The 23551-nt window shown below is 70.2% G+C and carries 15 protein-coding genes, 3 pseudogenes and 1 riboswitch; of the genes and pseudogenes, 10 read left to right on the forward strand and 8 right to left on the reverse strand.

Annotated features, from left to right (window positions below; genetic code table 11):
* Positions 1–226: 226 nt before the first annotated feature.
* The 5 genes and pseudogenes from ABZV31_RS25995 to ABZV31_RS26015 all read left to right on the forward strand — a co-directional run.
* A pseudogene (locus ABZV31_RS25995) lies at positions 227–427 on the forward strand (hypothetical protein); the annotation flags it as partial.
* Positions 424–2181: an SDR family oxidoreductase gene (locus tag ABZV31_RS26000; RefSeq protein ID WP_355898253.1), complete on the forward strand. Its 1758-nt coding sequence runs from the start codon at positions 424–426 to the stop codon at positions 2179–2181. The pseudogene ABZV31_RS25995 and the gene ABZV31_RS26000, both read left to right, overlap by 4 nt.
* Before the next feature lie 175 nt (positions 2182–2356).
* The gene (locus ABZV31_RS26005; protein ID WP_355898256.1) at positions 2357–2905 is read left to right on the forward strand and encodes an RNA 2'-phosphotransferase; all 549 of its coding nucleotides are present in this window, start codon (positions 2357–2359) and stop codon (positions 2903–2905) included.
* A 159-nt stretch (positions 2906–3064) separates the two neighbouring features.
* Positions 3065–3967: an LLM class flavin-dependent oxidoreductase gene (locus ABZV31_RS26010; protein WP_355898258.1), complete on the forward strand. Its 903-nt coding sequence runs from the start codon at positions 3065–3067 to the stop codon at positions 3965–3967.
* A gap of 10 nt (positions 3968–3977) precedes the next feature.
* Entirely contained in the window at positions 3978–4895 is a 918-nt protein-coding gene (locus ABZV31_RS26015; RefSeq protein ID WP_355898261.1) for a Cof-type HAD-IIB family hydrolase, read from the forward strand.
* A 306-nt stretch (positions 4896–5201) separates the two neighbouring features.
* Here the strand turns inward: ABZV31_RS26015 and cydD are convergent, their stop codons facing one another.
* Genes cydD through ABZV31_RS26030 form a run of 3 tightly spaced genes read right to left on the reverse strand, consistent with a single transcriptional unit; the run spans position 5202 to position 11381 of the window.
* Positions 5202–8795 carry a thiol reductant ABC exporter subunit CydD gene (gene cydD / locus ABZV31_RS26020; RefSeq protein WP_355898264.1) on the reverse strand — a complete coding sequence of 1198 codons (3594 nt, stop codon included), beginning with the start codon at positions 8793–8795 and terminating at the stop codon, positions 5202–5204.
* A gap of 52 nt (positions 8796–8847) precedes the next feature.
* A complete protein-coding gene (gene cydB, locus ABZV31_RS26025; RefSeq protein ID WP_355898267.1) occupies positions 8848–9852 on the reverse strand; it encodes a cytochrome d ubiquinol oxidase subunit II in 1005 nt (334 codons plus the stop codon).
* A gap of 20 nt (positions 9853–9872) precedes the next feature.
* Positions 9873–11381: a cytochrome ubiquinol oxidase subunit I gene (locus tag ABZV31_RS26030; RefSeq protein WP_355898269.1), complete on the reverse strand. Its 1509-nt coding sequence runs from the start codon at positions 11379–11381 to the stop codon at positions 9873–9875.
* Between the two features lie 199 nt (positions 11382–11580).
* On the opposite strand from ABZV31_RS26030, the pseudogene ABZV31_RS26035 reads away from it, so the two are divergent.
* Positions 11581–11989, forward strand: a pseudogene (locus ABZV31_RS26035) (cyclophilin-like fold protein).
* 49 nt (positions 11990–12038) lie between these two features.
* Here the strand turns inward: ABZV31_RS26035 and hisC are convergent.
* Entirely contained in the window at positions 12039–13118 is a 1080-nt protein-coding gene (hisC, locus tag ABZV31_RS26040) for a histidinol-phosphate transaminase (protein ID WP_355898272.1), read from the reverse strand.
* A 423-nt stretch (positions 13119–13541) separates the two neighbouring features.
* Between hisC and ABZV31_RS26045 the strand changes: the two genes are divergently transcribed.
* From ABZV31_RS26045 to ABZV31_RS26055, 3 genes are all read left to right on the forward strand, one after another.
* Complete coding sequence (locus tag ABZV31_RS26045; RefSeq protein WP_355898275.1) at positions 13542–14654, forward strand: LacI family DNA-binding transcriptional regulator; 1113 nt, start codon at positions 13542–13544, stop codon at positions 14652–14654.
* Between the two features lie 185 nt (positions 14655–14839).
* Complete coding sequence (locus ABZV31_RS26050) at positions 14840–15931, forward strand: metallophosphoesterase (RefSeq protein WP_355898278.1); 1092 nt, start codon at positions 14840–14842, stop codon at positions 15929–15931.
* A gap of 179 nt (positions 15932–16110) precedes the next feature.
* Positions 16111–16977 (forward strand): hypothetical protein, encoded by an 867-nt coding sequence (locus tag ABZV31_RS26055; protein WP_355898281.1) that lies wholly within the window; start codon positions 16111–16113, stop codon positions 16975–16977.
* A gap of 329 nt (positions 16978–17306) precedes the next feature.
* Here ABZV31_RS26055 and ABZV31_RS26060 read toward each other — a convergent pair.
* Together ABZV31_RS26060 and thiC are read right to left on the reverse strand one after the other, a co-directional pair.
* Positions 17307–17435, reverse strand: a pseudogene (locus ABZV31_RS26060) (thiamine biosynthesis protein ThiC); the annotation flags it as partial.
* A gap of 634 nt (positions 17436–18069) precedes the next feature.
* On the reverse strand, positions 18070–19872 hold the full coding sequence (gene thiC, locus ABZV31_RS26065; RefSeq protein WP_355898284.1) for a phosphomethylpyrimidine synthase ThiC: 1803 nt from the start codon (positions 19870–19872) through the stop codon (positions 18070–18072).
* Positions 19865–20042, reverse strand: a riboswitch (TPP riboswitch). (Overlaps the previous gene by 8 nt.)
* 71 nt (positions 20043–20113) lie before the next feature.
* Here thiC and ABZV31_RS26070 point away from each other — a divergent pair.
* Positions 20114–21679 (forward strand): YibE/F family protein, encoded by a 1566-nt coding sequence (locus tag ABZV31_RS26070; protein WP_355898287.1) that lies wholly within the window; start codon positions 20114–20116, stop codon positions 21677–21679.
* 253 nt (positions 21680–21932) lie between these two features.
* Here ABZV31_RS26070 and ABZV31_RS26075 read toward each other — a convergent pair whose 3' ends face one another.
* Both ABZV31_RS26075 and ABZV31_RS26080 read right to left on the reverse strand, forming a co-directional pair.
* The gene (locus ABZV31_RS26075; protein WP_355898290.1) at positions 21933–22370 is read right to left on the reverse strand and encodes an SsgA family sporulation/cell division regulator; all 438 of its coding nucleotides are present in this window, start codon (positions 22368–22370) and stop codon (positions 21933–21935) included.
* Between the two features lie 96 nt (positions 22371–22466).
* On the reverse strand, positions 22467–23231 hold the full coding sequence (locus ABZV31_RS26080) for a helix-turn-helix domain-containing protein (RefSeq protein ID WP_355898311.1): 765 nt from the start codon (positions 23229–23231) through the stop codon (positions 22467–22469).
* Positions 23232–23551 lie beyond the last annotated feature (320 nt).

Consider the following 23551-nt stretch of genomic DNA (forward strand, 5'->3'; position numbering starts at 1 on the left):
AGGTCTCACGCGTCCGGGCTCTCCGGGACCCGGCAAAGCACTATTGACGCTCGGTCTAACAACTGCCACAGTCGCCAGGTCAGGTTACGGGCACGTAGTGCAGCCGACGTGGACGGTGGGCGGTGGCATGACGAGGGCGGTGACGCGCGAACTCCCCGCACAGCTGCGGAGGTTCAGGACGGTGCAGCGGCCGGCGTACGAGTGCGCGCAGGCCGTGGCCGCCCAGCCGCAGCCGGGCCTGCGGGCGGTCGGACCGCACCTGGGCCGCAGGGGGACGGACGCGAAGTTCGAGGAGATCCTGTTGGTGACCGACTCCGGGGACCCCCAGGAGAGTGCCTTCTGGCTGGACGGCGGTCCGCCATGGGGGTCCCCGCGCGTAAGCGCATGCGAGCGTGGGGGACTGCGGCGCTGGGCGGAGGACAAGTGACGACGTTGAAGGGCGCGCGGGAGCGCTGGGTGCACACCGGCGGGGTCGAGCTGTGCGTGGCCGAGCTGGGGGATCCGGCGCAGCCGACGGTCGTCCTGGTGCACGGCTACCCGGACAGCAAGGAGGTCTGGTCGGAAGTGGCCGAACGACTCGCCGGCCGCTTCCACGTCGTGCTGTACGACGTCCGGGGCCACGGCCGCTCCACGGCACCGCAGCCGCTGCGCGGCGGCTTCACCCTGGAGAAGCTCACGGACGACTTCCTGGCGGTCGTGGACGCGGTCAGCCCCGACCGGCCGGTGCACCTGGTGGGGCACGACTGGGGCTCCGTGCAGTCCTGGGAGTTCGTCACCGTCCCGCGCACCGAGGGCCGGATCGCCTCCTTCACGTCGATGTCCGGACCGTCGCTCGACCACTTCGGACACTGGATCAACAAGCGCGTGAAGCGCCCCACGCCCCGCCGGGTCGGCCAGCTCCTCGGCCAGGGCGCCAAGTCCTGGTACGTCTACCTGCTGCACACGCCCGTGCTGCCCGAACTGGCCTGGCGCGGCCCGCTCGGCAAGCGCTGGCCGAGGATCCTCCAGCGGGTCGAGAAGGTGCCCGGCGGCGACTACCCGACCTCGTCGCTGCCCCAGGACGCGGCGCGCGGGGCCTGGCTGTACCGGGACAACGTGCGGGCCCGGCTGCGCAGGCCGCGCACGGATGCCTACGCCCACGCGCCCGTGCAGCTCATCACGCCCCTGGAAGACGCGTTCCTCTCGGAGCGGCTGTACGACGACCTGGAGCAGTGGGCTCCGCAGTTGGTGCGCCGTACGCTCCCCGCCCAGCACTGGATCCCACGCACCCGCCCCGACCAGTTGGCGTCCTGGATCACGGAGTTCGTGACGGCCACCGAGGGCGGGCGGCCGGCGCCGGGTGCGACCGGGAAGTACGCCGACCGCTTCGGCGGACAGCTCGTGCTGATCACCGGGGCGGGCAGCGGCATCGGGCGGGCCACGGCGTTCGCCTTCGCCGAGGCCGGCGCACGCGTGGTGGCCGTCGACCGGGACGCGGAGGCCGCGGCCCGCACCGCCGAGCTGTCCCGGTTGGTCGGCGCTCCGGCCGCGTGGGCCGAGACGGTCGACGTCTCCGACGAGCAGGCCATGGAGAAGCTCGCCGAGAGGGTCGCCACCGAGTACGGCGTGGTGGACGTGCTGGTGAACAACGCCGGCATCGGCATGTCGGGGTCCTTCTTCGACACGACCCCGGAAGACTGGAAGAAGGTCCTCGACGTCAACCTGTGGGGCGTCATCCACGGCTGCCGCCTCTTCGGGAAGCAGATGGCGCAGCGCGGGCAGGGCGGCCACATCGTCAACACCGCGTCCGCGGCGGCGTACCAGCCCTCGAGGGCGCTGCCCGCCTACAGCACCTCCAAGGCTGCGGTGCTGATGCTCAGCGAGTGCCTGCGCGCGGAGCTGGCCGGGCAGGGGATCGGCGTCACGGCGATCTGTCCCGGCTTCGTCAACACCAGCATCACCTCGACCGCGCACTTCGCCGGTGTCGACGCCGAGGAGGGGAAGCGACGCCAGAAACGCACCGCCCGGCTGTACAGGCTGCGCAACTATCCGCCGGAGAAGGTCGCCGACGCGATCCTGCGCGCGGTCGTCCGCAACGAGGCGGTGGTGCCGGTGACGCCGGAGGCCCGCGTCTTCCACGCGATGTCCCGCTTCACCCCGCGGGCGTTGCGGAGGCTCGCGCGGGTGGAGCCGCGGTTGTGAGCGAGCGGGCAGCGGGCAGGGCGGGCCCGTCGACCTCGGCCAAAGGCCCTGAAACGGCGGCCAGTTGTCCACAGTTTCATCAATTCGCTTGTGGATAACCGCACTTGGTTGTGGATCAAACCTCCGGGAACAAAAGCAAGTGCGTGATCCGCGTCTCTCTCGGCACGCTGGTGGAATGGACGAAAGACGCACCGTGAAGGTGTCGAAGTACCTCTCCAAACACCTCCGCCACCAGCCCGAGCGGATCGGGCTGACGCCGGACGAGGGCGGCTGGGTCGAGATCGACACGCTGATCGCGGCGGCGGCCGCCCACGGCTTCCGGTTCACCCGCGAGGAACTTGACCACGTGGTCGCCGCCAACGACAAGCAGCGCTTCGCGACAGAGGGCACCCGGATCCGCGCCAGCCAGGGCCACAGCATCGAGGTCGACCTCGGACTGCCGCCGGCGACCCCGCCGCCGTACCTCTACCACGGGACCGTGGTCCGCAACCTGGAGGCGATCCGCGCCGAGGGGCTGCGGCCCATGAACCGGCACGACGTGCACCTCTCACCCGACCGCGAGACCGCGACCCGCGTCGGCGCCCGCCGCGGCCGCCCCGTCGTGCTCTCCGTGGACGCCGGCGCCATGCACCGCGACGGCCACGTCTTCCGCGTCAGCGCGAACGGGGTGTGGCTGACGAAGGCCGTACCGCCGCAGTACCTGAGGTTCCCCGAAACGCACTGACGCCGGTCCGGCCTGATCGGCGGGATGGCTCCCGCACAAGGCTTTCGGCGGCCCGGCGCGTCACGAGGCGCCGCTTTCCGCCGCCTCACGTCGTGGTTGATCAGCCGCGTACGGTGACCGTTTCACGTGAAACGCGGGCGGACGCTTAGGCTCGGGGCCATGAGTCTGCGTCTGAGCACTGTGATCCTCCCGTACCGCCGCTGGCACGAGGGCGGCCGTTCGGCATGGATGCGTGCCGAGCAGCTCGGCTTCCACACCGCCTACACCTACGACCACCTGTCCTGGCGCAGTTTCCGGGACGGCCCGTGGTTCGGTGCCGTTCCCACGCTGACCGCCGCCGCGGCCGTGACCGAGCGGCTGCGCCTGGGCACGCTGGTGACCTCGCCGAACTTCCGGCACCCGGTCACCCTCGCCAAGGAACTGATCTCCCTCGACGACATCTCCGGCGGACGAATCACGCTCGGCATCGGCGCGGGCGGCACCGGGTTCGACGCCACCGCGCTCGGGCAGGACCCCTGGGCCCCGCGCGAGCGGGCCGACCGGTTCGCCGAGTTCGTTCCGCTGCTCGACCGGCTGCTGACCGAGGACGCGGTGTCGTACGAGGGCAACTTCTACTCCGCGCACGAGGCGCGCAACATCCCCGGCTGTGTGCAGCGGCCCCGGCTGCCGTTCGCGGTGGCCGCCACCGGGCCGCGCGGGCTCAGGCTCGCCGCGCGGTACGGGCAGGCATGGGTGACCACCGGTGACCCGAAACTGTACGAAAACGGCACCCCCGAGCAGTCGGTCCACGCCCTGCGCGGACAGGCAGAGAAGCTGGCCGACGCGTGTGCCGCGATCGGCAGGGACGCCTCCGGGCTCGACAGGATCCTGCTCACCGGCTTCACCCCGGACCGTGGGCGTCCGCTTCAGTCCCTCGACGCGTTCGTGGACTTCGCGGGCCAGCACCAGGAGCTGGGCTTCACCGAGATCGTGATCCACTGGCCGATCCCCGACTCGGACTTCGCGGCGGACGAGAAGGTCTTCGAGCAGATCGCCATGGAGGCACCTGCCCAGTTGAGGTGAGCCCTCACAGATGCGGAGTCCCGCACGACCGTGCGGGCATATGCGCGACAATGACGCGGTGACCTCAGCGACTCGACAGCCCGAGACCCCGGCCGCCGCCGTTCCGCCGCGGCTGATCGCCACCGATCTCGACGGCACTCTGCTGCGCGACGACAAGTCGGTGTCCCCCCGCACGGTCGCCGCCCTCGCCGCCGCCGAGGAGGCGGGCATCGAGGTCTTCTTCGTCACCGGCCGCCCGGCCCGCTGGATGGACGTCGTCAGCGACCACGTGCACGGCCACGGCCTGGCGATCTGCGGCAACGGCGCCGCCGTGGTCGACCTGCACGGCGGCCCCGGCGCCCACCGCTTCGTGAAGGTGCGCGAACTGGCACGGGACAACGCGCTGGACGCCGTACGGCTCGTGCGCGAGGCGGCGCCGGGCACGGTGTACGCGGTCGAGCAGACATACGGCTTCCACCAGGAGCCGGCGTATCCGAAGCTGCACATGGAGATACCCGACAACCTGGCGCCCGCCGAGGACCTGCTCGCCCCGGGCGGCGCCGCCGCCGACGAGCCGGTCCTGAAGATCCTCGCCTACCACCCCACGCTGGACCCCGACGCCTTCCTCACCGTCGCCCGCCTCGCCGTCGGCGACCGCGCCACGATCACCCGCTCCAGCCCCAGCGCCCTGCTCGAGATCAGCGGCCCGGGCGTCTCCAAGGCCAGCACCCTCGCCCTGTGCTGCGCCGAGCGCGGCATCTCCCCCGAGGAGGTGGTCGCCTTCGGCGACATGCCGAACGACGTCGAGATGCTCAGCTGGGCCGGCCAGTCGTACGCGATGGGCAACGCCCATCCCGACGTCATCGCAGCCGCCTCCGGCCGTACGGTCGCCAACAACGAGGACGGCGTCGCAATCGTGATCGAGCGGATGCTGGCGGAGCGGCTGTAACAGGCGTTTCCCAGGATTCCGTCCCTTACCGGCGACCCCGGCTCCGGTTGGACGCCGCCCCTCACCAGTGAGGCTCACTGCAGCGCGGCAGCCGGCAGCGGACGACGGCGCAGTGAGCGTATGTCAGCGATCGTGGCCCGCCTCCCGGGCGGCGGTCCCATTCGCGTCCTACATACTGCCGGGAATCTTCGCGTCGTACATACAGCCGGGGGATCGGTCGCCCCGGACGGCTCAGCACCGCGGACAGGCCCCGAGCCGATGGGTCCTCATCCCCCCACATGCCCGAATCGGCCGCGGTGCGGGCGGCTACCGCGTCCCCACGAGCAGTTCCGCCGCCGCCTCACGCTCGACCATCCCCCGCAGCGGCCCGGGCACGGAGGCCAGCTCCGCATACGGCCCCCGCTGCACCACACGCCCCTCGTCCAGCACGATCACCTCGTCGACGGCCTCCAGCCCGGCAAGCCGGTGCGTGATGAGCAGCGTCGTACGGCCCTCGGTGGCGGCCAGCAGATCGGCGGTGAGCGCGTCGGCGGTGGGCAGGTCGAGGTGTTCGGCGGGCTCGTCGAGCACGAGGACCGGGAAGTCGGCCAGGAGCGCACGGGCCAGCGCCAGCCGCTGCCGCTGCCCGCCGGACAGCCACGCTCCGTGCTCGCCGACGAGCGTGTCGAGCCCGTCGGGCAGAGTGTCGGACCAGTCGAGCAGCCGGGCACGCGCGAGCGCGTCCCGCAGCTCGGCCTCGGTCGCGTCCTTCTTCGCAAGGAGCAGGTTCTCCCGCACGGAGCTGTCGAAGAGGTGCGCGTCCTGGGCGCACAGCCCGACGAGCCGCCGTACGTCGTCGCCGTCCAGGGCGTAGGCGTCGACTCCGCCCAGCGTGTACGAGCCGGACTCCGCGTCGAGGAACCGCAGCAGCACTTGCGCGAGCGTCGTCTTGCCGGAGCCGGACGGCCCGACCACGGCGATCCGGCGGCCCTGCCGAAGCGTCAGGTCGAGCCCGGCGAGCGCATCCCGGTGCTGCCCGTCGTACCGGGCCGTCAGGCCACTGACGAGGAGCGGGAAGGGCGAGGCGGGTGCCTGCCGCGGCCGCTCCGGCTCGCGGACGGGCTCCGGCGCGTCCAGGACCTCGTACACGCGTTCCGCGCTCCGTCGCACCCGCTGCCGGTACTGCACGGCGAGGGGCATGCCCAGGACGGCCTCGAAGGCGGCCAGCGGGGTGAGGACGACGACGGCCAGGGCGACGCCGTCCAGGCGCCCGTCGGCGACCGCCTGGGCACCGACGAGGGCCGCCGCCGCGACGGTCAGCCCCGTGGCCAGCGCGGTGAGCCCGGCGCCGAGCGCGGTGGCGGCGGAGGCGCGCGAGGCGATCCGGGTGAGCACCGTGTCGGCCCGGCGCGCCTCGGCGGTCCGGGCGGGCACGGCGCCGGCGACCGTCAGCTCGGCGGTCCCGGTGAGCACGTCGGTCACGCGCGTCGCGAGCACCCCGCGTGCGGGGGCGAGCCGGTGCTCGGCGCGCCGCGCCACGGCACCGGTGACCAGCGGGACGCCGACCCCGGCCACGAGCAGCCCGACGGCGAGCACCGCCCCGGCCTCGGGCAGCAGCCAGGCCGTGAAGGCCACGGAGGCGGCGGACACGGCCAGCGCCACGCCGGCGGGCAGCAGCCAGCGCAGCCAGTAGTCCTGCAGCGCATCGACGTCCGCTACGAGCCGCGTCAGCAGGTCACCCCGGCGCGCCCTGCGCAGCCCGGCGGGCGCCAGCCGCTCCAGCCGTCGGTAGACGGCCACCCGGGTGTCGGCCAGCATGCGCAGCACCGCGTCGTGCGACACCAGCCGCTCCGTGTATCGGAAGACGGCCCGCCCGATCCCGAAGGCCCGCGTCGCCGTCACGGCCACCATCAGATACAGCACCGGCGGCTGCTGCGAAGCCCGCGAGATGAGCCACCCGGAGGTGGCCATCAGCCCTACGGCACTTCCGAGCGCGAGGCTGCCGAGCAGCAGCGCGAGGGCGAGGCGGCCGCGCCGGGGGCCGGACATCGCACGGACCCGGGCGAGCACGTCCTGCGCCGGCCGGACGGCCGCAGCAGACGCGTCTCCGGCTGCCCGGCTCCGCACGCCTTCCCCACCCTCTCCAGTTGCCCGGCTCCGCACGCCCCCTTCCCCACTGTCCGCGGCCGAGCCGCCGGCCGGGAATCCTTCACCGTCGGCGCCTCGTGGTTCTCCGCTCACCGAGATGCCGGGGTCCCTCGGTGCGGCCGGGTGGGCGGTCGAGGTCGGCTCCAGCCGCACCACCCGGTCCGCCACTTCCAGCAGCGCCGGCCGGTGCACCACGAGCAGCACCGTCCGCCCGGCGGCCAGCCGCCGCACCGCCTCCACGACCTCGGCCTCGGTCGCCCCGTCCAGCGCGGCCGTCGGCTCGTCGAGCAGCAGGACGGGCCGGTCCGCGAGGAAGGCCCGGGCGAGCGCGAGCCGTTGCCGCTGACCGGCGGACAGCCCGGCGCCGTCCTCGCCGAGTACGGTGTCCATTCCCTCGGGCAACGCGTCGACGAACTCCAGCGCCCCGGCGTCGGCCAGTGCCCGTCGTACGGCGGCGGCCTCCGCGTCGGGCCGCGCGAGCCGTACGTTCTCGGCGATCGTCCCGGCGTACAGGTGCGGCCGCTGCGGGACCCACGCGATGCGCGACCGCCACTGCTCCAGGTCGACGTCGGCGAGGGCGGCTCCTCCGACCCGCACCCGGCCCTCGGTGGGCCGGACGAACCCCAGCAGCACGTGCAGCAGCGTCGACTTGCCCGCACCGCTCGGCCCGACGAGCGCGACCGTCTCCCCGGGCTCGACCGCGAAGGAGACGTCCGTCACGGCGTCCGCTGACCGCCCCGGGTACCGGACGGTCACGCTCTCGAAGGTCAGCGCCCCGGACGGGACTGCCCCGGTGCCCGACTCCGGCACCGGCGTCTCCAGCACGGCGAAGATCTCCTCGGCCGCCGCCAGCCCCTCCGCCGCCGCGTGGTACTGCGCCCCCACCTGACGCAGCGGCAGGTACGCCTCAGGCGCAAGCACGAGGATGACCAGCCCGATGTACAGGTCCATGTCGCCGTTCACGAGCCGCATCCCGATCGTCACGGCGACGAGGGCCACGGACAGCGTGGCCAGCAGCTCCAGTGCGAAGGAGGAGAGGAAGGCGATCCGCAGGGTCCGCATGGTCGCCCGCCGGTACTCGCCGGTGATGCGCCGGATCGACTCCGCCTGCGCCTTGGCCCGGCCGAACACCTTCAGGGTCGGCAGCCCCGCGACCACGTCCAGGAAGTGCCCGGACAGCCGGGACAGCAGCCGCCACTGACGGTCCATCCGGGACTGTGTGGCCCAGCCGATCAGCATCATGAAGACAGGGATGAGCGGCAGGGTGCCGACGATGATGGCCGCCGAAACCCAGTCCTCGGTGACGATCCGCGCCAGGACCGCGACCGGGACGACCACCGCGAGCCCCAACTGCGGCAAATAGCGCGAGAAGTAGTCGTCAAGGGCGTCGACGCCCCGCGTGGCGAGGGCGACCAGCGAACCGGTCCGCTGCCCGCTGAGCCATCCGGGACCGAGCGCCGCGGAACGCTCCAGCAACCGCCCGCGCAGCTCCGACTTCACCGCCGCGCTCGCCCGGTGCGCGGCGAGCTCGGTGAGCCAGGAGACCAGCGCACGACCACAGGCGACGGCCACCAACAGCAGCAGGGGAGCGTGGAGTTCGGCGACCGGCATGCCGTGCTGGAAGGCGCCCACCACCACCTCGGCGATGAGCATCGCCTGCGCGATGACCAGCCCCGCACCGATGGCGCCCAGGCCGACGACCGCCATCAGGAAGAGCCTGGTCGCGCGGGCGTACCGGAGGAGACGCGGATCGATCGGTTTCACGTGAAACATGCCCTTCGGTCCGCGAGGTACATTTCACGTGAAACACACCTCGCTGTCGGACTCAATGCGCGGCTTCGGAGAGGTGCTGGGTACCGATCCGCTTGCGGAACACCCAGTAGGTCCACCCCTGGTAGAGCAGGACGATCGGCGTGGCGATCCCCGCGCACCAGGTCATGATCTTCAGGGTGTAGGGGCTCGATGAGGCGTTGGTGACCGTGAGGCTCCAGTCCTGATTGAGCGTGGAGGGCATGACGTTCGGGAACAGCGACAGGAACAGCATCGCGACGGCGGCCACAACGGTGACGCCGGACAGCGCGAACGACCATCCCTCGCGTCCCGCCTGGTTCGCCGCGAGCGCAGCGAGCAGCGCGGCAACCGCAACGACCAGCGCCACCAGGCTCCTGCCGTTGCCCGTGTCGACCTGCGTCCACAGCAGGAAGACCAGCGCCAGCGCGGCCGTCAGCAGACCCACGCGCAACGCCAGCTTCCGTGCCCGCTCCCGGATGTCGCCGACGGTCTTGAGTGCCGTGAACACCGCGCCGTGGAAGGTGAACAGCGTCAGAGTCACCAGCCCACCGAGGAGCGCGTACGGGTTGAGCAGGTCCCAGAAGTTCCCGACGTACTCGAGGTTCCGGTCGATCTTCACGCCCCGCACGATGTTGCCGAAGGCCACGCCCCACAGGAACGCGGGGACGAGCGAGCTCCAGAAGATCGCGGTCTCCCAGTTGCGCTGCCAGCTCTCCTCGGGCCGCTTGGCCCGGTACTCGAAGGCGACGCCCCGCACGATCAGGCAGACCAGGATGATCAGCAGCGGCAGGTAGAAGCCGGAGAAGAGCGTGGCGTACCACTCGGGGAAGGCGGCGAAGGTCGCACCGCCCGCGGTGAGCAGCCAGACCTCGTTGCCGTCCCAGACGGGGCCGATGGTGTTGATCAGCACCCGCCGCTCGGGCCGCTCGCGGGCCAGCAGCTTGGTGAGGATGCCGACTCCGAAGTCGAAGCCCTCCAGGAAGAAGTAGCCGGTCCACAGGACGGCGATGAGGACGAACCAGACGTCGTGCAGTTCCATGACTGTGCAGCTCCCTCGGCCTAGTACGAGAAGGCCATCGGCTTGTCGGCGTCACGGGTGTCGCCGCCGATCTTCGTGGGCGGGTTGAGATCGGCCTCGGTGAGCTCGGGCGGGCCTGCCTTGACATACTTCGCGAGCAGCTTGACCTCGACGACGGCGAGGACGGCGTAGAGCAGCGTGAAGATGGTCATCGAGGTGAGGACCTCGCCCTGGGAGACGCCGGGGGAGACCGCGTGCCGGGTCTGCAGCACGCCGAAGACGACCCACGGCTGGCGGCCCATCTCGGTGAAGATCCAGCCCCAGGAGTTGGCGATCAACGGAAAGGCCAGGGTCCATACCGCGATGCGCCAGTACCACGTGGTGAGCTTCGGGCCGAGTGCCTTGTTCGGGAGCAGGACGAGATGCGGCACCTCGTCCTCACCGACCCGCAGATGCTTCGGCAGCAGGAACTTCTTACGGGTCAGCCACAGTCCGGCCAGGCCGATGGCGAAGAACGCCATGCCGAAGCCGATCATCCAGCGGAAGCCCCAGTAGGCGACGGGGATGTTGGGCCGGTAGTCACCGGGCCCGAACTTCTGCTGCTCGGCCTTGTTGACGTCGTTGATGCCGGGCACGTACGACGTGAAGTCGTCGTTGGCGAGGAAGGACAGCAGGCCCGGTATCTCTATGGCGACGGTGTTGTGGCCCTTCTCCACATCGCCGTAGGCGAAGATCGAGAACGGCGCCGGCTGCTGGCCGTCCCACAGCGCCTCGGCGGCCGCCATCTTCATCGGCTGCTGCTTGAACATGACCTTGCCGAGGACATCGCCGCTGACCGCGGTGAGCAGGCCGGCGATGACGACCGTGACCAGGCCGAGCCGCAGCGAGGTCTTCATCTCACGCACGTGCTTCTTGCGGGCGAGATGGTAGGCGGCGATGCCGACCATAAAGGCCCCGCCGGTCAGGAAGGCTGCGGAGAGGGTGTGGAAAACCTGGCTGAGCGCGGTGTTCTGGGTCAGCACCGCCCAGAAGTCGGTGAGCTCGGCGCGCCCCTTCTGCTGGTTGATCCGGTAGCCGACCGGGTGCTGCATCCAGGAGTTGGCCGCGAGGATGAAGAACGCCGACAGGATCGTGCCGATCGACACCATCCAGATACAGGCCAGGTGGATCTTCTTGGGCAGCCTGTCCCAGCCGAAGATCCACAGACCGATGAACGTGGACTCGAAGAAGAACGCGATCAGGGCCTCGAAGGCGAGCGGGGCGCCGAAGATGTCACCGACGAAGCGGGAGTAGTCCGACCAGTTCATGCCGAACTGGAACTCCTGCACGATGCCGGTGACCACACCCATCGCGATATTGATGAGGAAGAGCTTGCCCCAGAACTTGGTCGCCCTGAGGTACTTCTCCTTCTCCGTGCGCACCCAGGCCGTCTGTAGCACGGCCGTCAGGGCGGCCAGCGAGATCGTCAGGGGGACGAACAGGAAATGGTAGACGGTGGTGATGCCGAACTGCCAGCGCGCCAGTGTCTCCGGCGCCAAAGCCAGGTCCACGTCGTCACTCTCCTTACGTCGCCGTGGTCACAGCGGCAGTATGCCCCTTATGTCCCACACAAACAGCAGCAACCGGACCACGCTTGTGAACGCGTTCACATTCACAAGCAATTATGGCGCATCGATTTTCGACATCGGCAGGGGGTCCCCTCTTACGTCAACCCCTTGGCAACAACTTCAACAGCTTGTTGAATCCGGCATGCAGACGCAGGGCAACCGGACACAGGCACGGATACGGATACGGATCTCCTGGACCGCGGGGCACCTCACCGCGACCCTCGACGACACCCCGACCACCCAGGCCCTCGCCAAGGCCTTGCCACTCGCCTCCACCGCCCGCACCTGGGGCGAGGAGGTCTACTTCGACACGGGTGTCTCCGTTCCACGTGAAACGGACGCCCGGCAAGTCGTCGACCCCGGCACGGTCGCGTTTCTGGACCGCCGGCGACGCGTTGGCGCTCCCCTATGGCCCCACCCCGATCTCGCGAGGCGACGAGTGCCGCCTCGCGAGCCCGTGCAACGTCCTGGGCCGGCTCGACGGCGATCCCCGCCTCCTGGCAACGGTCCGCGACGGCGACCCGGTGCGCGTGGAACTCATGGAGGACTAGACGCTCGTCACCGAGCCCCGCCCCCTCAGGCCTACGCCGAGGCCTCCGCTCAGGCCTCCTTGCGGAACGCTTCCGCCACCTTCAGGAAGATGTCGTTCGCCTCGGCCTCCCCGACCGTCACCCGCACACCCTCACCCGGGAACGGCCGGACGACCACGCCCGCCTGCTCGCACGCCGTCGCGAAGGCGACCGTGCGCTCCCCCAGCCGCAACCACACGAAGTTGGCCTGGGTCTCGGGTACCGTCCAGCCCTGCGCGCGCAGCGCGTCGACCATGCGGATGCGCTGACAGACCAGCGAGCCGACCCGGCCGAGCAGTTCGTCCTCGGCGCGCAGCGAGGCGATCGCCGCCTCCTGCGCCAGCTGGCTCACCCCGAACGGCACCGCCGTCTTGCGCAGCGCCGCCGCCACCGGCTCGTGGGCGATCGCGAAGCCGACACGCAGCCCGGCGAGGCCGTACGCCTTCGAGAATGTGCGCAGGACGCAGACGTTCGGCCGCTCGCGGTACAGCGTCACGCCGTCCGGCACCTCGGGGTCGCGGATGAATTCGCGGTACGCCTCGTCCAGCACCACCAGCACATCGCCGGGCACCCGGTCGAGGAAGCGTTCCAGCTCGGCGCGCCGCACCACCGTGCCGGTCGGGTTGTTCGGGTTGCAGACGAAGATCAGGCGGGTGCGGTCGGTGATCGCGTTCGCCATGGCGTCCAGGTCATGCACATCCCCCGGCGTCAGCGGCACCTGTACCGAGGTCGCACCGCTGATCTGCGTGATGATCGGGTACGCCTCGAAGGACCGCCAGGCGTAGACGACTTCGTCACCGGGGCCGCTGGTGGCCTGGACCAGTTGCTGGGCGACGCCGACGGAACCGGTGCCCGTCGCCACGTGGGACGCAGGCACCCCGAAGCGTTCGGCCAGCTCGTTCGTCAGGGCCGTGCACGCCATGTCCGGGTAGCGGTTGAAGGAGCCGGCGGCCGCCGTCACCGACTCCATCACACCCGGCAGCGGCGGGTAGGGGTTCTCGTTGGAGGACAGCTTGTACGCCACCGGTCCGCCGGCCGCGGCGGGCTTGCCCGGCTTGTAGGTGGGGATACCCTCCAGCTCGGCGCGCAGCTTCGGGCTCGTCTCGCTCACCGCAGTCCTCCTCGTGACCACCACCGGCTTTCCAATACTGCTCACCTTATGAGGATTCGGCGCCGCTGCGTATGGGTCGGAGGCCACCACCCACGCGCGGTCGAAAACCTCATTCGTCCCACTGGCATCAGGGGCATCGCCGTACGAAGGCGTACGAAGTGGGGGGCGCGCCACACATATATCTATGCGCCGGTAGCTCACGCCCTGGCGCGCATCCCTCGTGAAGGTGAGTTGAGACCTCTTCGAGACATCGGGAGCTCGGCAGGCCCATGCACGCCACCACGCCACGTCCTGCTATTGGTTCGTTTAACTGACTTGTTTTCTAAGGTAGTTGAGCCTCAATGATCATGCAGAAACGTGCCTGTCAACGCGCGCATATGCGTCCGCCCTACCCCACCGCATGAGCCCTACTATCGGCTCGCCATGACAGCAGCAGGGAAGCACCAGGTGAGCCGCGCGGAAACCTCACGTCGAGGCAGTCGGCCGGGCCGGGCGGGCATCAGAGACGTGGCCGCCGCCGCCGGAGTCTCCATCACGACCGTCTCCGACGCCCTCAACGGCAAGGGCCGGCTCCCGGACGCCACCCGACGCCATGTCCGTGAGGTCGCCGACCGGCTGGGGTACCGCCCCTCGGCCGCCGCCCGCACCCTCCGTACCGGCAAGTCGGGCCTCATCGGTCTGACCGTGACGACGTACGGGGATGAACCTTTCACCTTCACCGAGTTCGCGTACTTCGCCGAAATGGCCCGGGCCGCCACCTCGGCCGCGCTCGCCCGCGGCTACGCCCTCGTCATCCTGCCCGCGACCTCACGCCACGACGTCTGGTCGAACGTCGCCCTGGACGGCACGGTCGTCATCGACCCCTCCGACCAGGACCCGGTCGTCAGCGAACTGGTCCGCCAGGGTTTACCGGTCGTCAGCGACGGCCGTCCGGCCGGCTCGCTCCCGGTCACGGCGTGGGTCGACAACGACCACGAAGCCGCCGTCCTCGGCATCCTCGACCACCTCGCCGAGGCGGGCGCCCGCCGCATCGGCCTGCTCACCGGCACCACGACGGACACGTACACCCACCTGTCGACGACCGCCTACCTGCACTGGTGCGAGCGCGTCGGCCAGGACCCGGTGTACGAGGCCTATCCGGCCCACGACCCGTGCGCGGGCGCCGTCGCCGCCGACCGGCTGCTCGCGCGACCCGACCGGCCCGATGCCGTCTACGGACTGTTCGACCCGAACGGCACCGACCTGCTCGCCGCCGCCCGCCGCTACGGCCTGCGCGTCCCGGACGACCTGCTGCTGGTGTGCTGCAGCGAGTCCACGGTGTACGCCAACACCGAGCCGCCCATCACCACGCTCTCCCTCAAGCCGCGCCGCATCGGCACGGCGGTGGTCCAGCTCCTCATCGACGCCATCGAGGGAGTCGAGTCGGACCAGCCCGTCGAGCAGGTCATACCGACCGAGCTGATCGTGCGCACCTCGTCCCAGCGGCGCCCGCCGCGTACGACGGTCAGCCCGCCACGGGCACCGGAGGAGCAGTAGGGCGAAGCCGGTCGCGGGACCGTCGAAGACCCGCCCAATCGGGGCGAAAGCCGCGGTGAACCGGAGTTCTGTTCTGATTCACCACCCCTGGGTCATCACATGGCGCGATCCGCATTCCTATGATGGGCCCACGACACCGCGGGCCGCTGCGACCAGGCAGTCCGAAGCGGTGCAGATGCGGCGCGATGGTGGAGGGGTCGATGACTCAGGGGGCCGGTCAGGGACCCGAGGTGGAGCGGACGGCGACGCTGCGCGACTTCCGGGTACCCGCGTACGTCAACGAGACCGGTCCGTACGCCCACAGCACGCAGCCCGCCGAGACCGTCCGACCGGTCGAGGGGGGCTACCCGGACGCGTACACGCCCACACAGCGCGATCTGCCCGTCATCAACCGGGGTGACACGCTTCAGGTGACCGTCGACCCGGTCCCTGCACCGGCCCCCCAGTCCGCCACCGGCCCCGGTCCCCTGTACGTCGTCGGGGACGTGCACGGCTATCTCGACCAGCTGGTCGCCGCCCTGCAGGAGAAGGGGCTCATCGACTCCGCGGGCCACTGGTGCGCGGGCACCGCGCGGCTGTGGTTCCTCGGCGACTTCACCGACCGCGGCCCGGACGGTATCGGCGTCATCGACCTCGTGATGCGGCTGTCCGCCGAAGCCGCTGCGGCCGGCGGCTACTGCAAGGCCCTCATGGGCAACCACGAGCTGCTGCTGCTCGGCGCCAAGCGGTTCGGCGACACCCCCGTCAACTCCGGCGCGGGCACCGCCACCTTCCAGGCGGCCTGGCTGCTCAACGGCGGCCAGAAGACCGACATGGACCGCCTCCAGGACCACCACCTGCAGTGGATGGCCCGCCTGGACGCCGTCGAGGAGGTCGACGGCTACCTGCTCGTGCACTCCGACACCACCGCCTATCTCGACTACGGCGACTCGATCGAAGAGGTCAACGACAACGTCCGCGAGACGCTCACGCGCAACGACGCGGACGAAGTGTGGGACCTGTTCCGCAAGTTCACCAAGCGCTTCTCCTTCCGCGACGAGGGCGGCGCCGACGCCGTACGCTCCCTGCTCGATACGTACGGCGGCACCCGCATCGTTCACGGCCACAGCCCCATCCCCTACCTGCTGGGCGAGGTCGGCTCCGAGGACGGCGAGGAAGGCGCGGGCCCCCTGGTGGAGGGACCGCACGTCTACGCCGACGGGCTCGCCATCGCGATGGACGGTGGAGTGACCATGGCCGGAAAGCTACTGGTCCAGCAACTTCCCCTGGATATCTGAACGTTCCTCGGGCAGGTGCCCTGACGGCGTCCGTGCAGGTGGGCACCCAATTTGTGGAAACCCCCTGTCACCGCGCGCCGTCGCGGCTCTACCATCGGCTTATCCGTAGCAGGCTCCCCTCCGTTTCTGCCCGACGGCTCGCCGACGTGCGAGCCCCAAGCCCTACGGAGCATCGGGGGATGCACATGAACAGCGTTCCGCAGCACCTTCAGAGCGAGGACCGCCAGGAATACGAGCGGATCCTCGATGAGGCGCTGCGCTCCGCACCACACCGACCGGAACTGGCCGCTGTCGGACAGCGGCTCAACCCCGAACAGCTGCGCACCATGGCGCTCAACGCCACCGCTTTCATCACGGCGGCCGCAGCGACCGAGTACCACCACTACGTGAAGGTCCGCGAGGAACTGCGCCAGCCGTCGTCGTCCACCTCGTCGGCCGTCCGCGAGGCCGGCTCCGCCGAGCCGGGCGCAGCCGCGGCGGGACTCGCCACGACCGTGGGCGAGGTCGCCGATACCACCGGCGCGGGCGCCGTCGCCGTCGTCGCCGTCCTCGCCCCGGTCCTCGCCGGCACCGCCGCGGCCATTTTCCTGCTCGTCGGCTACATCCTGAAGATGCTCGACCCCGCGCCGGCGTTCGCCAAGACCATGATCACCACCGGCTGGGTGTTCGGCGCCATGACCGCGGCCGCGATCCTCGTCGCCGCCGTCGGGCTGCTGCTCACCGCCCTGCGCAACCGTCCCTCACTCGAGGCCGGACCGTACGGTGAGCTCAGCGAAGAGGTCGTCCGGGCCAGGGAAGCCTGGCGCGTGGCGCTGCTGGAGCGGGGCATCCTGCCGTTCCTGCGCGACGCGCTCGCCGACCCCGGCTCCGCCGCGCTGCACCGTACGACCCCGTCGGCGCCGACCGGCCGCATCCCGCAGCTCGGCTACGACCGCCCCGGCTTCAGCAGCCCCGACGACGGGGCTGCCCCGAGCCCCCGCCCGAGCTTCAGCAGCCCCGACTTCACCAGCCCGGACTTCGGAGGACCGGAACACCAGCCGGAGTGACCCCGGCCCCGCGGCCCCTTCAGGGGCACCGCCCGGACACCCGGCCCCGAGCACGACAGGCCGGGGGCCTTGTGACGCCCACGTGCCTCGAGCGTCCCGCTCTGGCGTCGCCCCACGGGCCGGCCCCGGAGGCCTCGCCGACCTGTATGCCCTGGAGAGCGACAGGTCGGACGCCACCCCGGTCATCATCCGCCGAACAGGCTTGGCAGCGAGGCCAGTTGGGGAACGGTCGGCCCCGGAAGGCCGGTGTCCCGTCGGCGCCGCCTCGTGGGGTCGGACCTCGCGGAACAGCGCCGACGAACCATGCCCTGATGACGACTTGGTGCTCGTCAGTCCGCGATCGGCAGATACACCCTGTTGCCCGCGGCCGCGAACTCCTTCGACTTCTGGGCCATTCCTTCCTCGATCTCCGTCTGAGTGGTGCCGTGTTCGCGGATGTCCTGCGAGATCTTCATTGAGGATGACTTCAGACCGGAGTCGGTGACGCAGACCAAGCGTCACCGAGCCGCGACGACCGGGCATCCGCCAGTCCCTGGCCGACCGCTACTGTTCCTCCACCCGCTGCCGCAGCCGCCTCTGAGGTCAGTCCATGCACGTCACCGCTCGGTCCGTCGCCACCATCGCCTTCCCGCACGGCGAGTCGTTCATCAAGGGATGCGCCCTGGAAAGGAGACCAGAGTGCACCCTTGGGTTGGTTCTGGACGGCGGCACTCTGCTCGTGCACGGTCGCGTCCCTGGAAGTGGTGTATGGGTTCGACCTGATCCGGGGGTTTGCTCCGGCTTCTGGCTGATGCCCGCATAGAAGAACGGCCACCGGCTGATCTTTCGAGATGTCGAAGTCACGAAGGAGATCAGCACGATGACCGCACCTGACAGTGTGCCCCTGCACGCCCTCGCCGAAGACAACCTCGCAGGTCGACTACCCGGCTCCCGTGACGGGGGCCGGCCCAGCCGCTCGGCGACGGAACGTGGATCACGTACGACGAGGAGGCAGAACAACTGACCCGTTGGACCGTAGCGCCGTGATCCCCCGTGATGGGGACTGCGCCGGAGCCTTTCTCAAGAGCCCCGGCGCACTTCACGTGTTCGCCGTCACTCCGCGATCGGCAGATACACCCGGTTCCCGCTCGCCGCGAACTCCTTCGACTTCTGCAGCATCCCCTCAGCGATCTCCTCGGCCGTGGCCCCCTCAGCCACGTCGCCGCCGAACCGCTCTGTGATGCTTTGGCTAATCTTCATTGAGCAGAACTTCGGCCCGCACATCGAGCAGAAGTGGGCCGTCTTGGCCGGCTCCGCCGGGAGGGTCTCGTCGTGGAACTCCCGTGCCGTGTCCGGGTCGAGGGCGAGATTGAACTGGTCCTCCCACCGGAACTCGAAGCGGGCGTCGGACAGCGCGTCGTCCCACTCCTGCGCACCTGGGTGCCCCTTGGCGAGGTCGGCTGCGTGCGCGGCGATCTTGTAGGTGATGACGCCGGTCTTCACGTCGTCACGGTTGGGCAGGCCCAAGTGCTCCTTGGGCGTGACGTAGCAGAGCATGGCCGTGCCCCACCAGGCGATCATCGCGGCACCGATGCCGGAGGTGATGTGGTCGTACGCCGGCGCGATGTCCGTCGTCAGCGGGCCGAGCGTATAGAACGGAGCTTCATCACAGATCTCCTGCTGAAGGTCGATGTTCTCCTTGATCTTGTGCATCGGGACGTGACCGGGGCCCTCGATCATCGTCTGCACATGGAAACGCCTGGCGATCCGCCCGAGTTCCCCGAGCGTACGCAACTCCGCGAGCTGTGCCTCGTCGTTGGCGTCCGCGATCGAGCCCGGCCGCAGGCCGTCGCCCAGCGAGTAGGTGACGTCGTAGGCGGCGAGGATCTCGCAGAGCTCCTCGAAGTTCTCGTACAGGAACGACTCCTTGTGGTGCGCGAGGCACCAGGCCGCCATGATCGATCCGCCGCGCGAGACGATGCCGGTCTTGCGGTTCGCGGTCAGCGGCACGTACGCGAGGCGTACGCCCGCGTGAACCGTCATGTAGTCCACGCCCTGCTCGGCCTGCTCGATGACCGTGTCCTTGTAGATCTCCCAGGTCAGTTCCTCGGCCTTGCCGTCGACCTTCTCCAGGGCCTGGTAGAGCGGCACGGTGCCGATGGGGACGGGGGAGTTGCGCAGCACCCACTCACGGGTGGTGTGGATGTTGCGGCCGGTGGAGAGGTCCATGACCGTGTCAGCGCCCCAGCGGGTCGCCCAGGTCATCTTCTCGACCTCCTCCTCGATGGAGGACGTCACCGCGGAGTTGCCGATGTTGGCGTTGACTTTCACCAGGAACCGCTTGCCGATGATCATCGGCTCGATCTCCGGGTGGTTGACGTTGGCCGGCAGTACCGCGCGGCCGGCCGCGATCTCCTCACGGACCACCTCGGGCGAAACGTTCTCCCGGATGGCCACGAACTCCATCTCGGGCGTGATCTCGCCCCGGCGCGCGTACGCGAGCTGCGTTACCGCCTTGCCGTCGCGGCCACGGCGCGGCTGGCGCGGCCGTCCCGGGAACACCGCGTCGAGGTTGCGCAGACCCCCGCGCGGCGAGGTGTGCTTGATCCCGTCGTCCTCGGGTCGGACGGGACGGCCCACGTACTCCTCGGTGTCGCCGCGGCTGATGATCCAGTTCTCGCGCAGCGGCGGCAGGCCCCTGCGAACGTCGGTGTCGACGAGTGGATCGGTGTACGGGCCCGACGTGTCGTACAGCGTGACCGACTGCCCGTTGGTGAGGTGCACCTGACGGACCGGCACCCGCAGGTCGGGGCGTGAGCCCTCGACGTACGCCTTGTGCCAGCCGATGGACTTCCCGGCTTCCCCGTTGCTGGAGATCTGCGTGGAGGCAGGCGTGCGTGCGTCCTTATTGGTCATGAGACCTACTCCCTACGCCGGCATTACCCGGTAACAGGTTCGGCGGTCGACGCAGCGGTTTCCATCTGCCGACGTTTCCTGTGAAACATCTCTCGTTCCACGTGAAACATTTCGAAGACGGAGGTCAGCGCCCTCTCAGCCCGGTGCTCCGAGCTCCCGCGTGTGCAAAGGTGCCTCCACGCTAGCGTCAGTTCGGGCGCGGTGAATAGAGGGCCCCTGCCGTTCTTGCGATGATCGGGCGGTGACCACGACACAGCAGTCCCCCTATCCGCCGCCCGAGCCGCGGCGCGGACACGGCGCCGGACACGGAGACGGGCACGGCTCCGGGCACGGCCATGGCCCTGGACCCGATGGCGGACACGGCCACGGCCCTGGCCCCGGGGACGGACACCACCCCGGGCCCGGAGCGTGGGACGCCCATGACCACGGAACCGCGGACAGGCACAGCCACGGCCCCGAAGCCGGCAGAGGTCAGGGGCATGGCCCGGACGCCGGTGGCGGGCACGGGCACTCGCACAGTCACAGTCATGGGCCTGCCACCCCCGTCTCGAAGCACCTGCGCAAGGTCATCGCGGCGATCCTGATCCCGTTCGCCGTCGCTGTGGTGGTCGGGCTCGGGGTGCTCTGGCCCAGCGGCGCTCCGTCGCACGAGCGCACGGGCGTCGGCTTCGACCGGCAGACCCAGCAGGCCACGGTCACGAAGGTGGTCGGGGTGAGCTGCAAGTCGGTGAACGCCTCCGGGGACACGCCGACCGGGGACACCTCCACCGCCGAGGGCTCCTCCGCGCAGCAGCAGGCGAAAGGCACCTGCAAGAAGGCCACGATCCGGGTCGACACCGGCAACGACAAGGGCCGTACGTTCACCGAGATCGTGCAGCCGGACCAGTCACGGCAGTTGCACCAGGGCGAGAAGGTCGTGGTCGCCTACGAGCCCTCCGCGCCGAGGGATCTGCAGTACTCGGTCACCGACGTCAACCGGCGCTTCCCGATGGCGTTGCTGGCCGGCATCTTCGCACTCGCCGTCGTGGTCGTCGGGCGTATGCGGGGCGTGATGGCGCTGGTCGCGCTGGCCATCAGTTTCCTGGTGCTGAACTTCTTCATCCTGCCCGCGATCCTGCAGGGCTCGAATCCGCTGGTCGTGGCGGTGGTCGGGTCGAGCGCCATCATGCTGATCGCCCTCTACCTGTGCCACGGCCTGTCCGCCCGCACCTCGGTGGCGGTGCTGGGGACCCTCATCTCGCTGCTGCTGATCGGCGTCCTGGGCTCGCTGTTCATCGGCTGGGCCGCGCTCACCGGCAACACGGACGACAACACCGGCCTGATCCACGGCTTGTATCCGTCGATCGACATGAGCGGTCTGCTGCTCGCCGGCGTCATCATCGGCTCGCTCGGTGTCCTGGACGACGTGACGGTGACGCAGACGTCGGCGGTCTGGGAGCTGCACGAGGCCAATCCGGCGATGGGCCGACGCGGGCTGTACCGCGCGGGCATCCGCATCGGCCGCGACCACATCGCGTCCGTCGTCAACACCCTCGTCCTCGCCTACGCGGGCGCCGCGCTGCCGCTGCTGCTGCTCTTCTCCATTGCGCAGAGCAGCGTGGTGACCGTCGCCAACAGCGAACTGGTCGCGGAGGAGATCGTGCGCACGCTGGTGGGCTCGATCGGCCTGGTTGCCTCGGTGCCGGTCACCACCCTCCTCGCGGCCCTGGTGGTCTCGGCCGACCGCCCGGGACCAGAGCCGGCGTCGGCGTCGGTCACCCAGCCGGCTCCGGCGCGCAGCGGAAGGGGGCGGCGCCGCAAGCGGTGACACGGCGTCAGGACACGGACGGAGGGACCGGACGAGGCAGCCGGGGAAGCTGCGGGCCGACGGCGAGGCGCCGACCGATCCGCTGACCGTCCTCGGCGTGCAGCAGGGCCTTCCTGCGCGCCTTGGGACCTGCGCTGAAGAACTCCGGCGCACTCCCGGAGCGCGCGGTGAAGCCTTCCAGCGCCCGCGGGACGCGCGGTGAAGCGTTACGCCACCGCACGCGCCCCGTTGCCGTAACGCTTCAGCCAACGCTTCAGCCCGCGCTCTGCTCCTCCGCCAGGATGCGGTCCAGGGCCTCGTCGAGGTGGGCGTCGAAGTCGGCGAGCGCCCCCTCCTGGCCCAGCGGCACCAGCTTGTCCGTGCGGTCGAGGAACGCCACGAGCGGCGCCGTCGAGGAGCGGAACAGCGCCCGGTCACCGCCGACCTGAAGCCGGATCAGGACCTCGCTCGGAAAGTCCGTGTCGGCGGGTGAGATCCGCACATCGCCGTCCCCGCACGGGGTGCCCACCCCGTCGATCAGCAGTTCCCGTCCGAAGGCCCAGGTCACCGGGGCGTCTCCGGGCAGATGGAAGGTCAACCGCACGGCGTAGGGATCACAGGTCTCGTACCGCAGCTCCACCGGGATGCGGAAGGAGAGCTCCTCCGACACGAGAAAGCTCATCATGACCTCTGCCTGTACGGACTCGCGCATCGCTACCCCGTCATCTGCCGTCGACTGGCCGGGAATGATCCCGTGACACTGTGGCATCTTGCTGAACGTACACAGCAGATCACAAGGAGTGAGTTTTCAGATGCTGATAGAGAGCGCGAGCGACCCGAGACGCCGTCCCACCTCGCGCTGCAGTTGCCGGGCCGCGGGCAGCAGCCGGTCGGACTGGTGGGCGGGAAGCGAGAGGGCCATCGTGGCGGCCGTGGTGCCCGCCGTGATCGGGATCGCCGCGCAGACCGTCCCCAGCGCGTACTCCTGCCGCTCGGTCACCGGCTCCATCCGCCGCATCCGTTCCAGGCGCCGCAGCAGGGTGTGGTCGTCACGGACCGTGTACGGGGTGATGGACTGCGCGGGGTAGCGGTCGAGGTGGTCCCGGCGGGCGTTCTCGTCCAGCTGGGACAGCAGAGACTGGCCGATCGCATGCGCGTGCCCGGTCTCACGGAAGTCGGCCCACTCCTCGACCGCCGGACTGCCCGGGGTGTCGGAGACGCACATGACCTCGATCTCGCCCTCGCGGTACATCGCGTAGTACACCGGCGCACCGATCGAATCCCGCCAGTGTGCGAGCACGTCGACGACCGTGCTGCGACGTTTCTGCTGTGCTCCGCTGCTGCTCAGCCGCTCGGCCGCCTCGCCGAGGAAGAACAGGCCCTTGTCGCGGTACAGATAGCCCTCGTGGACGAGAGTGCGCAACAGGTGGTAGGCGGTGGGGAGCGCGAGGCCGGTTTCGCGGGCCAGTTGTTTGGCGGGCGCTCCGTGCTCGTGCCGGGCGACGGTTTCCAGCAGGCGCATCGCGCGCTGCACGGATCCGATGAGCGTCTGGGAGTGCTGCTGCTCGGGCACGGTGGAGCCGGGCTGCTCCACGGGGGCCGCGGAGCGCGGCTGCGCAGGAAGTGCCGTGGAGTGCGACGGCGCCCGGGGGGCGGGCGGCGCGTGCCGTTCTGCGGGTGCGGTGTCAACCGTGGCCAAGGGTCACTCCCGGAGCGCGAGGTGGCAGCCCGTGCGGAGGCACACGGGTGGGGGGTGTACGCCGCCCGCGGGGGTCGACCCCCACCCGGTGGTTGGGTGCCGTTCGCTCGGCCCGTGCGGCGGCCTCGCCCGGCTGCCCGCCGAGGTGGCCTCCCGGACCGCGGACCAACTGGCAGCCGCCGGGGTGACGGTGG

It is taken from the genome of Streptomyces sp. NPDC005202 (assembly GCF_040608235.1).
In the GTDB taxonomy this organism is placed as follows: Bacteria; Actinomycetota; Actinomycetes; order Streptomycetales; family Streptomycetaceae; genus Streptomyces.